This is a genomic window from Prosthecobacter sp. (genome assembly GCF_049294395.1).
GTDB lineage: Bacteria > Verrucomicrobiota > Verrucomicrobiia > Verrucomicrobiales > Verrucomicrobiaceae > Prosthecobacter.
This window is the reverse complement of record NZ_JBAQCR010000276.1, coordinates 1-13,029: the sequence shown is the minus strand read 5'-3', so window position 1 is coordinate 13,029 and position 13,029 is coordinate 1. Positions and strand designations below refer to the sequence as shown.

Annotated in this window: 14 protein-coding genes; 11 read left to right on the top strand and 3 right to left on the bottom strand. The window is 59.5% G+C overall.

All coding sequences use genetic code 11. The annotated features are described in order from the left end of the window. The 10 genes from WAW39_RS18750 to WAW39_RS18705 form a co-directional block, all read left to right on the top strand. Window positions 1-825, top strand: an 825-nt coding sequence (locus WAW39_RS18750) for a choice-of-anchor K domain-containing protein (protein WP_422320713.1), incomplete at its 5' end; no start/stop codon positions are given. Window positions 826-831: 6 nt separating this feature from the next. Further along, entirely contained in the window at window positions 832-1,896 is a 1,065-nt protein-coding gene (locus WAW39_RS18745; protein ID WP_422320712.1) for a type IV pilus twitching motility protein PilT, read from the top strand. Beyond that, entirely contained in the window at window positions 1,883-2,752 is an 870-nt protein-coding gene (locus WAW39_RS18740; protein WP_422320711.1) for a hypothetical protein, read from the top strand. Before WAW39_RS18745 ends, WAW39_RS18740 begins: the two co-directional genes overlap by 14 nt. 13 nt (window positions 2,753-2,765) lie before the next feature. Beyond that, window positions 2,766-3,320 carry a hypothetical protein gene (locus tag WAW39_RS18735; protein WP_422320710.1) on the top strand — a complete coding sequence of 185 codons (555 nt, stop codon included), beginning with the start codon at window positions 2,766-2,768 and terminating at the stop codon, window positions 3,318-3,320. A 20-nt stretch (window positions 3,321-3,340) separates the two neighbouring features. Beyond that, entirely contained in the window at window positions 3,341-3,943 is a 603-nt protein-coding gene (locus tag WAW39_RS18730) for a hypothetical protein (protein ID WP_422320709.1), read from the top strand. Between the two features lie 3 nt (window positions 3,944-3,946). Further along, entirely contained in the window at window positions 3,947-4,807 is an 861-nt protein-coding gene (locus WAW39_RS18725) for a hypothetical protein (RefSeq protein WP_422320708.1), read from the top strand. After that, on the top strand, window positions 4,804-5,787 hold the full coding sequence (locus tag WAW39_RS18720; protein WP_422320707.1) for a PulJ/GspJ family protein: 984 nt from the start codon (window positions 4,804-4,806) through the stop codon (window positions 5,785-5,787). The genes WAW39_RS18725 and WAW39_RS18720 overlap by 4 nt, the downstream gene beginning before the upstream one ends. An 11-nt stretch (window positions 5,788-5,798) precedes the next feature. Beyond that, window positions 5,799-7,421, top strand: coding sequence for a hypothetical protein (locus tag WAW39_RS18715; protein ID WP_422320706.1), 1,623 nt, complete (start codon window positions 5,799-5,801; stop codon window positions 7,419-7,421). After that, window positions 7,418-7,876, top strand: coding sequence for a hypothetical protein (locus tag WAW39_RS18710; protein ID WP_422320705.1), 459 nt, complete (start codon window positions 7,418-7,420; stop codon window positions 7,874-7,876). The genes WAW39_RS18715 and WAW39_RS18710 overlap by 4 nt, the downstream gene beginning before the upstream one ends. Before the next feature lie 42 nt (window positions 7,877-7,918). Then, window positions 7,919-9,145 carry a type II secretion system F family protein gene (locus WAW39_RS18705; protein WP_422320704.1) on the top strand — a complete coding sequence of 409 codons (1,227 nt, stop codon included), beginning with the start codon at window positions 7,919-7,921 and terminating at the stop codon, window positions 9,143-9,145. A 41-nt stretch (window positions 9,146-9,186) separates the two neighbouring features. On the opposite strand, the gene WAW39_RS18700 is transcribed toward WAW39_RS18705, so the two are convergent. The 3 genes from WAW39_RS18700 to WAW39_RS18690 are packed head-to-tail and all read right to left on the bottom strand — an operon-like array spanning window position 9,187 to window position 12,269. Next, the gene (locus WAW39_RS18700) at window positions 9,187-10,290 is read right to left on the bottom strand and encodes a glycosyltransferase family 4 protein (RefSeq protein WP_422320703.1); all 1,104 of its coding nucleotides are present in this window, start codon (window positions 10,288-10,290) and stop codon (window positions 9,187-9,189) included. A gap of 7 nt (window positions 10,291-10,297) precedes the next feature. Next, on the bottom strand, window positions 10,298-11,152 hold the full coding sequence (locus WAW39_RS18695; RefSeq protein ID WP_422320702.1) for a glycosyltransferase family 2 protein: 855 nt from the start codon (window positions 11,150-11,152) through the stop codon (window positions 10,298-10,300). Next, a complete protein-coding gene (locus tag WAW39_RS18690) occupies window positions 11,124-12,269 on the bottom strand; it encodes a beta-ketoacyl synthase N-terminal-like domain-containing protein (protein ID WP_422320701.1) in 1,146 nt (381 codons plus the stop codon). The genes WAW39_RS18695 and WAW39_RS18690 overlap by 29 nt, the downstream gene beginning before the upstream one ends. Window positions 12,270-12,549: 280 nt before the next feature. Here WAW39_RS18690 and WAW39_RS18685 point away from each other — a divergent pair, with 280 nt between their 5' ends. After that, complete coding sequence (locus tag WAW39_RS18685) at window positions 12,550-12,915, top strand: bactofilin family protein (protein WP_422320700.1); 366 nt, start codon at window positions 12,550-12,552, stop codon at window positions 12,913-12,915. Window positions 12,916-13,029: the final 114 nt, after the last annotated feature.

The window sequence follows — 13,029 nt, the reverse complement described above, 5'->3', positions numbered from 1 at the left end:
CCTATCATCACCCCTCTAGGCGGCACCTTCTCATTCACGAGCTTTCCGAGCACTGTCACCATCAGTTCAGGTGCCCCGGCAGAAGTATCCACCGTCATGTACAGCATCAATGGCGGAGCCTGGCAGGAGTATGCCGGCGGCAGCATTCCTGTGATTCCTGCGATGAGTCTGCAGGCATACAACCTGTCAACACGCCCTGCCGAATACGCCTCCAGTTTCACCAACACGCAGACTTACTACCGCCTCACCAGCGGCTTCAGCGGCACCGAGGAGGGCAGCTGGGGCAATGCCCTCGGCGGTTCCAATCTCGTCACCAACATTCAAAACAGCGGCACCACCTCCACCTTCAAATCCGGCAACACCAAGCTCGATCTCGGCAATGGCACCTACCTCGATGCAGGCATCGAAAATTCACTCAGTTTCACTCCGGAGACGTTTGACAAAATCACGCCAAACACCTGGTTCGATTTTGGTTCGCTGCAGGTTTTGAACGGCACCACTTTCTATAACAGCGAAGCCACCGGCGTCACCCTCACCGTCAATCTGAACCTGACCCAGCCCTCGGTCACGGCCACCACCTACATCAATCTGGGATTCGTCAGCACCGCCAACACCAGTGATCGTCTGGCCAGCGCCGACATCATTCAGCTGATCAACCCGACCACGGATTTCACCGTCACCATCGACGGGGTCCAGTACCGCCTGGAGCTTCAATGGGTGTCAAAGGACCCCACGGCCAGCGTCGTCCAGGGCAACAACCTCCTCGTCTATGAAGGCGCCAACGCCGCAGTGGAACTGCGCGCCCGCTTCACCAGCAATTTCTAAAACATCATGGAAGACATTCACGAACGCAGTCAGCTTGGTTACCGGATGCTTCACCTGTCGAAGGATTCAGGTGTCAGCGACTTCTATGTCACACCTTGGGAGGCCCTGACCTACAAGCGCAACGGCAAGCTCTTCTATGACTCCTTCATCTACCAGCCGGAGCGCCCGCTGGAGTTCACCGCAGGCTGCATCGACTACGCGCTGCAGCTGGGTCCGCGGCGTTATCGTGTCAATCGCATGGTCACGCGCGGGCGTCCCCGCTGGGTGCTGCGTCTGCTGCCGGAAAGCATTCCTGACATCGCCAAGCTGATGGTCCCCCCTCCCGCCATCAAGGCGTTCTTGGAAGCCAAAAACGGCCTCTTCCTCGTCTGCGGCGCCACCGGCTCTGGCAAATCAACGACCATTGCCTCCATGATTCTTGAGCGCGCCAAACGCCGCCAGGAACACGTCCTCACTTTCGAGGACCCCATCGAATTCGTCTATCCCTCCGGCATTCCTTCGCTGGTCTCCCAGCGTGAGATCGGCACGGACGAACTCGACTTCAACAAATCCCTTCGTGCAGCCCTCCGCCAGGCGCCCGACGTGATTCTCGTGGGAGAAATTCGTGACGGCGAAACGGCGGAAATCGCCCTGCAGGCTGCCGAAACCGGCCACGTCGTCGTGGCCACCCTCCATACCTCCTCCGCCGCGCAGACGGTGCAGCGCTATCTCAAGCTCATCCCGAGTGATCGCATGGAAAACGCCATGCTCTCCTTCGCCGACTCCATTCGCGGCATTCTCTGTCAGCGCCTCCTGTTTGACGAGGCCAAGGGCAAACGCTTTCCCATTCACGAGCTCCTGCTGCCTTATGATTCCGTCTGCGGCATGATCCGCCGTGGCGAGTTCAAGAACCTCGACCAGGAGCTCGAGGCAGGTTTCACCCGCGGCATGGTCAGTTTCGAACGCTGCCTGAACATGCGCATGGCCGACGGCTGGAAACCCTCCACCGCACGCAAGACCGGCTACACCGAACATGAGGTGTACGACTTCCTTTCCAAAGAACAACTGACCTCTATTTATGCTGTTGGATGAAATCAAATCTGTCCTGACCTTTGCCGCTTTCAAAGCCGATCCCGACGACTCTGGAGTCCCGTGGGGAAAACGCTTCGAATCACGCAAATCTCTTCTTATCAATGTCAGCCGCGGCTCGGTGAGCTGGCGTTCTGTCAACAAACGCGGACGCTTTGAGGAAAGCGGCACGCAGGAAGGAGAGCTTCCCGACGCCGCCCCGCTCAAAGGCGAAGAATGGCGTGGCATGGCGGATGGTGGCTGGTGTTCCGTCTCCGTGAACCACCGCTTCATCATCAGCCTCGAAAACAACCTCATGCGCGGGGACAACTGCATCAGCCTGCTGCGCACCAACCCGCGTGCCGTGCTGGGGCCCAAGTATGACCGCGGCAAGCGCTACGCCATCTGCCATCATCCCGAGACCACCGCCAGCCTGCTGCTCGCCGTGGAGGAATCCCTCGTCAAAGTCACCGAGGACGTGCTCAAAACAGTTCAGCTCAAGCCGGGTCGCGTGTGCTGCGGATTGTTTGCCATGCTGGAGCATGCCATCCTCAGCATCTTTCGCGCAAGTTCCGGGGGCACCCCTTCAGACTTCGTCCTCATCGCCGCATGTGAAGGCTCCCTCGCCGTGCTGGTGCAGCAGGAGGGTCAGTGGCGTGATATTCGCTGCCGCAGTGGCCTTGGCCCCGAGGCGGTGGAAACAGCCCTCCAAATCATCAGCCCCTTGCTTGCCAAGGTCCCCCAGGGCAGCCCCGTCTACTTTGTCGGCGACGGCCATGACAGCAAATTCCGCACGGAACTGATGCTGCATCTTGAGAAGGTCGGCGCCGCAGATCTCACCCAGGATGATCTGCTCTGGACCATCATCGGGGAACACTAAGCCACGCACTCTTATGAACGAATATCTCTGCCATGATTTCAAATCGCCGCGCATCGACACCTCGCGCCGCCTGCCTTCGTCATTCCGCGCCATTCCCGTCATCTTTTATGTGGCCCTGGTCGGCAGCGCCTACGTGATGACCATGGATTACTTCAACTACAAAAAGGCGCTCAAGCAGAAAGTGGACGCCCAGGAGCGCCAGGCGCTCAGCGAAACCCAGCGTGACTCGTTCAAAAATGAAAAAGCAGATCTCGAGTCCGAAGCCACCAAGGCCGAGAAGGTCGCTCAATGGATGGAAGGCGCGCGCAACATCCAGCCCATCGCCGTCAAGATCGCCCGTGCGGTGCAGGCTGAGACTCGCATCACCCAGGTGGCGCTTGAACGCAGCGAGCAGGTGCCCTCCAACATCGCTCTCACCATCCATCTGAACGGCTCCAAGGTCTCCATGGAGCTTGCCTCCATCGAAGCCGCTCTCGGTCAGCTGCTCTATCGCTCCTTCTCGCCGCAGCAGACCAAGAACGGCGACGTCGTCGAATACCATTCCACACTCGTCCGCCAGGCGGATTAACCCTTTCACATCTTTACTGCATGAATCCCAAGCAACTTGCCTGCGTCATCCTGCTCATGATCATCGGTGCGATGACCTACACCGCTCAGGTCATCCACAAAACGGTGGCCACGACACGGGCCGAGGCCGAGGATGCCGAAACCGCCGCCGTCACCGCAGAGAACGAACGCTCCACGGCTGAAATCGAAACAACGGTCTTCAAATCCAACACCGAAGATTTGCGGCGCTTTCTCCGTTCCTGGCTGCCGGCCATCGAGCATGTGCAGACCCAGCAGGAGGCGGAGCAGACCATCCAGCTCAGCCTGCGCGAGTGCGGCATCAGCCTTGTGCGCTCAATCAAGACCGAATCGAAGCAATCCGCGGGCAACAAGCTCATCCCCAAATCCGTCATCACCACGCTCACCATTGAGGAAGAGTTTGCCAAGGTGCTCAACTGGCTCGGAGACATCGAACGCCGCCTGCCCACCGCACGCATGAAGGTGGTGCAGATCACCGGCGGCAGCACGGGCACACAACTGAAGATGGATGTCTCTTTTGAAACCCCGATTTTTGATCTTGCTGCCGCAGATGCGGACAAGAAAAAGGTCGCGCCAAAGCCCAAGCCAAAAGCCACCAAAACCTAGTCCATGAACTTTGCATACAGATTGCTGCTGCCGGGCCTGGTCTTCACGATCATGGCTGCCTCCAGCCATGCCCAGGAAGCTGCCGGCGAGGAGGCGGAAAAGCGCGTGCAATATCAGCTCGTGCTTCCGGAGGAGAAGACTCCGGAAAATGTAAAGCCTGAGGAGCACAATCCCTTTGAATCCGAAACCGAGGTCCTCAGCCGGAAGTCCACCGGTGACACCGAGGAAAACCGCGTTCGCGACAAGCTTCTCAAACTTCCCGTGGTCGGCACCAAACGCATGGCGGACGGACGCATGCGGGTGCTGCTGGGAGACATCATTTTGGAAACCGGCCGTATCGTCCCCCCGGTGCTGCCGGATCAGATGGTCGAGTTGCGGGTGAAAAACATCACCTCCATACAAATCGAGCTCGCCTGGCAGGAGAAGCGTCTCACCGGCCTGCCACCGAAGATCATGACAATTCCGATCAACATCGCACCCCAGGTCCGCTATCAGATGTTTGGGCAAACCGAAGCTGAATCAAAAGACAGCAAAGGCCCCAACGCCAAGATGGACATGCCGTTGCGCGATCCTTCAAGCAGCCCGCCTGGCCCGCCGCAAAGCTCCCCGTCATCCATGATCTCTGACGAACCCGCGCCGCCACGCGCGCAAGTCATCGCGGATGATCCTCAGCCCTTCTCTCCGCCCCGCCTGGTGGAGCCTCCCGCTGCCGTCCCTGTTGCCCCGCCCGCACCTGTGCAGCAGGTGACATCGACGCCCGAAAAGCCGCTGGCACCTGCTCCTACGGCCCCACCTCCAGCCTCACCCGCTGTTGAGTCCGTGGTGCGCATGCTCTTTGGCAATCCTACACCTGCCCCCAAATGATCCGCCGTGTCCATCAGCACGGAGGCTTCACCTCCGTGGAACTCCTGCTGGTGCTCGCGCTTTCTGCCATGATCCTCGGCGGGGCCGTCGTCTCTTATGGCACGCTCATTCGCAGCCAGCCCAGCGTCTCCTCCATGGTGGCCGTGCCGCTGGGGGTCACCCGCTCGCAGAATTTTTATGGCACCTCCAGCGCCACGGTCGATGTGGGCATGGCGCCACAATACGGCGCGCTGTCACTGGCCGAAGAACTGCGTGAGCAGTTTCTCACGGACACCCTCAGCGCCACCGCCGTTTACTGCCTGCCCCGTGACGGCATGAACACCTGGAGACCCTCGGTGATCGCCTACAATTCAACCACCGACGACGAACTCGACACCCCGCAAAAATTTCGCGCCCACATCATCGCGCATGCCGGTGTTTCAAGTTCTCTTTATCGCGACTATCGCAACCCGCTCAATGACGGAACGGCGGTCCCCCAGAACGCCAGCATCTTCGTGCTCGGCTACAGCAAGTATTCCGGCTTCCTCAAGGTCAACGCCATTTACGACATCGACCTCATCCGTTTCACCGGCACCAGGGAACCCAATGGCATTCACGCTTCGGTCAAGCGCTACGCTGACGCCGCATCCAGCCTGACCCCCTCCACACTGACCTACATGGGCGGTTACGATGTGTTTTTTCCACCGTCCATCCCCAGCCCCACCAGTTCCTCCCAATGGGCCACGGATGGCTTCACTCCGCTCTTCATCACATTTGAACGCGCCTCCCGTCTGGCCCTGCGCGAGACTCCCGCCACCATCGACCGTTTCAAACGTGCGTCTGAACGTCCGTTCTACTTCATCTGGTGGCCAGATCCCGCCGCCCGCCATCTCGGCCAGATCGCCAACACCCTGGCCACCACCGATCCGCGCCAGGCCTACAATCAAATGGCCGGACGCTCAGCCTTCATGTTTACCGTGCCGATGTTTCCGGCCCTCTGAATCACCCAGTCATGCGCATCACCAGACATCCTCATCGCAGCACACGCGGCGCCCTCATGGCGGCGGCGCTCATGCTCATGATTGTCGGCGGCATTTTTGTCACCTCCTGGGTCACGCTCATGAGCACACGCGCCTCGCAGGTCAGTTATCTGGAAGATGTCTGCAAACGCCACATCGGCGTCGAAAGCTCCCGTCTCCTCGCCTGGCAGTGCATCACCAGCAAGGCCTTTGACCCCAACAACACCCTGCCCGCCAGTCAAAACACCATGCTCGGCAGCGGCATTGGCGGATTCAACACCAAGAACGGCTGGAACAATCTCAATGTGTACACCTCCAGCAGCACCGCAGGAGGCATGACCACCGTGTTCCCGTTCAATCATACCGGACTGCGCCCCGGCGCCACCTACATTGATGTGAAGCAGTTCATCCGACCCGATGCCAGTCTCGCGGGCAACATTGATGACTACAACTCATGGCAGTTTCTCAAAACCATGCCGCCCGTTCTCAATGGGGACGTCTTCTGCATCTATCGCAAGCCCGACAGCGTCACCACAGAACTCGACGTTTACGCCAACGCCGGCTCCGGAGGCGCCGGGCACAACGCGAACTGGACTGTCCAGGGACGCACCGTCCTTCATCACCCGCCTTCCTTGTTCGTCCGCACCACGCCCAGCCCCTTGCAGCTGCCCTTTCTCACCAAATCACTCTACATCCAGTCCCACTCCACGGTTGAGCCGCCCTCCATCCCCTACCCCGTTTATGGCACTGATCTGAATGGCAAGGCGCTGCTGCCATCCAACATGTCCGTCGTCCCCAGCACCACCGGCCCCGTCGACAGCACCGGTGCCAGCAACTTTCTCGGTTATCTGAATGTCGTGCGGAACAACAACAATCCGGACAACTCGCTCTGGCACTTTCAAGATCGCGAAGCCGCCGCCGGCCGCACCCCCACCATCACCATTGATGTCGCAAGCGTCTTCAACTCCGCCACCGAGGCCTACTGGATCGCCGAGCAGGCCACGCCCACCTACACCCCGCCAGGCTGGCCTTCAGGCTATGACACCAAGCTCAAGGTGCTCTTCATCAAGCTCGACAGCCAGTATCTCAAAAACATGCGCATCTATGGCGTGGTCGATCAAATCATCTTCGTTGGCCAGAGCAACGCCACCGCATTCTCCAACGCCGCAGCTTTGAAGCCTGTCATCATCACCATCATGCCCAACGGCGCCAAAGGCCGCTGGGTGCGTGACATCCGCTTCGAGCGTGAAAACAACCGCCGCCATGTCCTCGCTTTTCAGGATGACAATGGCCGCCCCGTCGAACTCTCATGGGTCAGCAATCCCATCAGCGGCTCCGAATTTCGCTGGCGCTGCGTCCTGGTGAACGAATACCAGAGCATCATGTTCAACATGCCCTCCAATCTGACACAAAACGTGCGCTGGATCGGCGGAGTCATGACCAACTGGACCGTCAAACGCCGCGCCGCCGGCGGCGTCAACCCCGGCCGTCTGCTGTTCACCAGCGACAGCGATCCCGCCGTCCCCGCCGCCACCAACGGCGGCCCCGCTTTCGCCACCTTTCTGCCACGTGATGCCTGGCTTGAATCCTACTTCCACCCCGTCGCACCGCCATGAAGCTTCATCAGCACATCCAGCGGGCGCAGCGCGCAGCCTACACCCTCATTGAGGTGCTTGCCGCCGCCTGCATCATTTCCATCGGCACCACCGCCATGGTCAGCCTCTCCTCCACGCTCATGCTGCAGGAGGAGCTCGCCAACCGGGTCGCCATCACACGCAATTATCAGGAAAACACCGTGCGGCTCTGGCAGCTCGGCCTGTCCTCCGTGCAGATCACCGCGCTCATGCCGTCGCTGGCACAAAATACCATTCTTCAACAGGCCATGTTCAACAATCCGGCGCTGGTTGAAAACGGCCTCACCACCGTCAACGGCGTCGTCATGGAGACCGCCCTCTGCACCGCCATCGTGAACATCTCGCAGAATCCCTCCACGAAAGCCGCCGGAGCCTCCTTCACCCTCACCGCCTACCGCCCGCATCTCGTCACGGATCTCCGCACCCCTCCGCCATGACAGCCGCAGATGCCATGTTGAAATCTCCCAGCCTTCAGCGCCATGCTTAAAAAAGTCAAAATCACCAACGTTCATTCCGGCAAATCCTCCGAAGCCCTGGTGGATACGGACACCGATGAAAAAGCCCTCATCGGCGCCGGAGTCGCCCAGAACGAAACCACCACGGTTCAGACCATCACCGGCGTTGATGAAAAGCTTCACCGCCTGACCAGCCCGAAGGCCAACACCGATGACAGCGCCGCCTTCTTCTCAGGTCTCGGCCGCTGTCTTGAGCGCAACATCTCGCTCACCAAATCGCTGCTTCTCCAGACCAACCGCGTCAAATCCGCGACCTACAAAGGCATGATCGCCGAGGTCGTCCACGCCATCTCAGTGGGCGATAAATTCAGCGATGCCATCGCGAAATTCCCCAAATTGTTTCCAAATGACATGCTCTCGCTCATCCTCGCGGGTGAAGAAGCCGGTCAGCTCTCCAAGGTCTGCAAACGTATCGCCGTCTCGCAGAAAAAATCCTCCAAGGTCATCAAGAAACTCAAGGGCGGGCTCATCTATCCCGCCGTGGTTATCGTCCTCGGCGTGGGTGTCGTCATCGTCATGAGCTTCACGCTCGTGCCTGCCATGGCCAAGCTCTTCGCTTCGTTCAAGACCGAGCTTCCGATGGGCACCAAAGTGCTCATCGCCCTTTCCGACCTTTTCCTTCACCGACCTTATCTGGCCATCCTGCCCTTCGTTGGTCTGTACATCTTCTTTTCCAACTGGGGCAAAATCGCCGCCTTGCGGCCCATGCAGGATCTCTTCCTCAAGATCCCCGTCGTCGGAGTTCTGGTGCGCAAATCAGCCGCAGCCACCGGCTTCCGCACCCTGGCCATGCTCACCGAATCGAACGTACGCCTCAGCAGCGCGCTCGACATCACCGCCCAGGCCAGCTGGCACTACCATTACAAGGAGCTGTTCGTCCGCTTGCGCGAGCACATCGCCGTCGGCCGCACGCTGCATGAAGCCTTCCTCATGGAATCACATTGGCTCGGGCCTGATGCCCGCAATCTTTGCGGCCTCATTGAACTCGCCTCCGAAACCGGCTCCGGCACAGAAATGCTTTCCGAAATCGCCGACGACTACGAGGAGGATCTCGACAACCTCGCCGCCACTCTCGACAAGATGATCGAACCGCTCACGATGTTGATTCTCGGCGTCATGGTCGGCTTCCTCATCTACGCCATCTACGGCCCCATGTTCAGCCTCGGTGACGTTATCTTGAAGAAGAAGTAGTCACTCACCCCGGTGCTCCGCTCACGAGCGGAGCATCAATTTTATTCTTCGAACAGTTCGGCCCACTCCTGCATGTGTCTCTCCCACGTCATCGGGAGCACGGTCTCCCGTGCAGCGGTGGAAAGCGACTGCCAGGTTGTGGCATCAAAGGCCAGCGCCTCCTGAATGCGGGCGGCTAGCTCCTGTGGCTGCTGGGGGTGGTAGAGCATGAGTCCGTTCTCACCATTGCGCACGTGATCCACCGCACCGTCCATGACAGAGATGATTCCCGGCAGCCCACATGCCATGCTTTGCAATACGGTGTTTGAAAACGCATCATACTGCGTGGGATGCACAAACCAGTCCGCCGACTGGTAAAGTTCCACCAGGTTGCTCGTCACCGGCACAATGCGGATGCGTGAGGCGATGCCCAGACGCTTGATCTTGTCACGCATGCCGGGACTCAGGCTCTTGCCCACGATCCAGAGCGTGGCGTCAATTTGAGCCATCGCCTCCAGCAAAGGCTCCAGTCCGCGGCGACGATGGCTGAGCGAAACAAACAGCAGCACGGGCTTCGTTGCATCCGTTTGCAGTTTGCGGCAGTAGATTTCACGGGTGTTGGCGCGATTTTCCGCCGGTCGAAAAAGCTGCGTTTCCACCGGTGGCGACAGCATGCGGAAGCTTTCGCCATCGGTGCCATAAACACCCTGCAGCTGCGCCGCCACACGGGCGGAGCTGGAGACAAACTTCGCAGTTCCCTTTCCTGCATAAAGCCGACGCTCCAGGTGCAGTTCATAGAGATGCTTCACGCTGTAGCGCTGCCAAAACGGCAGCAGATTCCCATAGAGCCGATGACACCCAGTGCCATTGCGGTGTACATCCTGCAACGTGGTGCGCCCAAAACCAATGCTGAGATCCACACCCGCCGCCTGGGCGGCACGGGGGGCCAGACGGTTGAAGTACCACATGCGTGCGGTGGCTGATCCACGCAGGCGGGGCAGCAGTTCCCAGCGGCCGGGCAGCAGGGCACCGATCTCGGGGGTGGTCAGGGAGGTGATGTAGGTGAGTTCATGGCCGGCGGAGGCGAGGCGTTTGGCGAATTCGATGAGGAAGTTTTCCACACCGGAGCCGCGGATGATTTGCGGATGGATGAGAGCCAGTTTCATCCGTTTGCTATTTCCTGCCCTCCGCTGCGCTTTCATACATCCGGCTGTAGCGATCAAAGGTGAAGAACGCGGTGGCGGCGGCGATCCACAGGCCTGGGAAGCCGTCCAAAAAGCCCAGTTTTAGAAAATAGGCGCGAGTGAAGCGCCAGCAGGGACGGAACAAGGTGTGCAGGAGTGACCAGCGTTTGCCTTTGCTTGCCTGGGTCTGCAAAAAGACGCTGGAATACTGCACGTGTTTCACCAGGTAGTGCTGGATGTTCTTGAAGGAGTAATGCAGGAGGTCTCCTTTCAGCGTGGTGCAGGGTCCTGCCACTTCCAGCCGCTCATGCACTTGTCCGCCACCATCTGCAGCCCATTGACTTTTCGTGCGTCGAAAGAGGCGTATTTTCCGATCTGGGTACCAGTCGCCGTGATGAATCCAGCGGCCCATGAACCAGACGAGGCGTGACATCCAGGCGCCGTCGAAGCGTTGGTCGTCGTTACGAGCGAAGAAATCTTGTATCGAATTCCGCAATTCGGGGGTGAGTTCTTCATCACAATCGAGCGCCAGAACCCATTCTTGAGAACAAAGGGTGAGGCAGTGGTTTTTTTGGGCGGTGTATCCCAGCCATGGCTGGTGGACAAACTTCGCGCCGAACTCGGCGGCGATTTCGGCGGTGCGGTCGGTGGAGCCGGAATCGACGATCACGATTTCCTGAGCCAGATCTCCGAGGCTGGCGAGACAGCGGCGCAGGTTGGCCTCTTCATTAAGGGAGATGATGGAAATCGAAAGCGGCAGGCGGGTCATGCGGTGGGCGACTTTCGCGAATCCACCGCCGGTGCCAAGCACGGATTCAAACGACCCGGAGAGAAACGGCAGCATTGTGGCCGCCCATGCCGGAGGCGAGTTTGACCACGCGATCTCCAGAAGTGAGCTGGAGGGGGGATTCGATCAAGGGCAGGCCGCAGGCGGGTGGGGTGAGGCCGGGGAGTGTGGCGGGGAGCCAGTGGTCGGCCATGCAGGCGGCCAGGAGGGCCACGTCCAGCAGGCCGCTGGCGCCGAGGGTATGGCCGGTTTGGGGCTTGAGGGGGAGAAGAGGGACTTGTCTGCCATCCACTGCCCGCTGGAGGGCGGGAGGTTCGACGCGGGCGTGGTTGAGGGTGCCGGTGGCGTGGGGGCAGATGGCGACGACTTTTTCTGGAGAGCCTGATTGCAAGGCGGTGCGTACGCAAGATTCGATGCCGCCGCCGTCATCGGGGATCATGAGGGTGTCGTAGGCGTCGCTGTTGGCGGCGTAATGTTCGAGGCGGCAGAGTCCTGAGGCATCGCGTTCCAGGGTGACGGCCACGGCGGCTTCGGCTGGGAAGAAGCCGCTGGTCTGAGGGGAGAAGGGATCGTTGACGCCGTTGGTGGAAAGGAGGCCGGTGTCTTGGAAATCTTGCAGGAGGGCGGTGATGAGGGGGAGATCCACGGCAACGACGAGCGCACGCGGGGCCACGCCACTGGCGACGGCCATCCAGGCCATGCCGAGGGCATCGAGACCGGAGGAGCAGCCGTTGGAGATCATCTGCCATGGGCCGTGAATGCCGAGCTCGATGCTGACAGCGGCAGGTATTTCACAGTGCATGGTGTTGCTGGCACTGAACTTGCGTAACGGTCTGCGCCATGCATTTAACCCCAGTATCTCTCCTGCGTTGCCGCGACTGCTGGCACCGTACAGCCAGGTCTCGCGGATCTGCGCAGGGGTCCAGCCTGCGCGGCGCATGGCAGCTGCGGCTACTTTCACGGCTGCATTGCTGGCTGCGCCATAGCGACGGCCTTTCACCAGTTCGGGTGAAGGAAATGCGCCCACAGGGAGGGATGCAAAGCCCGCGCCTGGCAAGCATGAGGACAGGGCCAGACCGCCGCGCCGCTCACGCAGCGCGTCCAGGCACTCCTCCGTCCGCAAGCCAAGAACACAGGCCGTCTCCACGGCTGTGATGAACACATTTTCCATCATGATACGATACAGCCCCAAAACCACCCCGGCGCAACCCAACTCGTTGAAACCTTTACAGCAAACTGACAAAAAATAAGCAAGCCGAAGATTGACACTCAACTTAATAACCAGCTATATTTTGAACCTCATGCTAAGGCAAATCATTGGACAACCCGAAGGGCACAAGGAAGACAGGCGTTCTGAGGCACACGCACCGGCTCCTGCAGCCGAACGCGCACCGATTCTCTCCACCGCATCCGCTCCTGCTGCACAACCCCAACGCTCACATCAAGCTCCCGTCATGACCACCAGTAAAAACGTTCTCGCCAACGACGTCGAAATCAAAGGTTCCATCAAGTTTTCCCACGACCTCATCATCGACGGCAAGATCGAAGGCGAAGTCATTTCCGACGGCAGCCTGACCGTGGGTGAAAACGCCCTGATCAAAGGCGAAGTCAGAACCCGTTCCGTCATCATTTTCGGCAAAGTCGAAGGCAACATCACTGTTGCTGAGCGCTGCGAACTCAAGAGCAACGCGATCCTGGTCGGCGACATCGCCGCAGGCACCCTTGCCATCGAAGAAGGCGCCACCTTCATGGGTCAGTCCCAGGTCGGTAAAAAGGCAGAAACCAAGCCTGCCTTCGGCGGCGCTCCTAAACAATCTTAACTCCTACCTGAGTGTTCGGACGGTTCTTCGGCACGAAGACCAGCATCCTTCCCACACCACCTAAGAATCAAATCGAAGTGGTGTGCCCTTCTTGTGGCGCGGCTCAGTATGAGC

What these genes read in the sequence shown, in the direction of transcription:
- WAW39_RS18725 (WP_422320708.1), top strand. Translation starts at nt 3,947, where the DNA reads ATGAACTTTGCATACAGATTGCTGCTGCCGGGCCTGGTCTTCACGATC.
- WAW39_RS18700 (WP_422320703.1), bottom strand. Translation starts at nt 10,290, where the DNA reads ATGAAACTGGCTCTCATCCATCCGCAAATCATCCGCGGCTCCGGTGTG.
- WAW39_RS18715 (WP_422320706.1), top strand. Translation starts at nt 5,799, where the DNA reads ATGCGCATCACCAGACATCCTCATCGCAGCACACGCGGCGCCCTCATG.
- WAW39_RS18730 (WP_422320709.1), top strand. Translation starts at nt 3,341, where the DNA reads ATGAATCCCAAGCAACTTGCCTGCGTCATCCTGCTCATGATCATCGGT.
- WAW39_RS18745 (WP_422320712.1), top strand. Translation starts at nt 832, where the DNA reads ATGGAAGACATTCACGAACGCAGTCAGCTTGGTTACCGGATGCTTCAC.
- WAW39_RS18690 (WP_422320701.1), bottom strand. Translation starts at nt 12,269, where the DNA reads ATGATGGAAAATGTGTTCATCACAGCCGTGGAGACGGCCTGTGTTCTT.
- WAW39_RS18685 (WP_422320700.1), top strand. Translation starts at nt 12,550, where the DNA reads ATGACCACCAGTAAAAACGTTCTCGCCAACGACGTCGAAATCAAAGGT.
- WAW39_RS18740 (WP_422320711.1), top strand. Translation starts at nt 1,883, where the DNA reads ATGCTGTTGGATGAAATCAAATCTGTCCTGACCTTTGCCGCTTTCAAA.
- WAW39_RS18720 (WP_422320707.1), top strand. Translation starts at nt 4,804, where the DNA reads ATGATCCGCCGTGTCCATCAGCACGGAGGCTTCACCTCCGTGGAACTC.
- WAW39_RS18705 (WP_422320704.1), top strand. Translation starts at nt 7,919, where the DNA reads ATGCTTAAAAAAGTCAAAATCACCAACGTTCATTCCGGCAAATCCTCC.
- WAW39_RS18710 (WP_422320705.1), top strand. Translation starts at nt 7,418, where the DNA reads ATGAAGCTTCATCAGCACATCCAGCGGGCGCAGCGCGCAGCCTACACC.
- WAW39_RS18735 (WP_422320710.1), top strand. Translation starts at nt 2,766, where the DNA reads ATGAACGAATATCTCTGCCATGATTTCAAATCGCCGCGCATCGACACC.
- WAW39_RS18695 (WP_422320702.1), bottom strand. Translation starts at nt 11,152, where the DNA reads ATGCTGCCGTTTCTCTCCGGGTCGTTTGAATCCGTGCTTGGCACCGGC.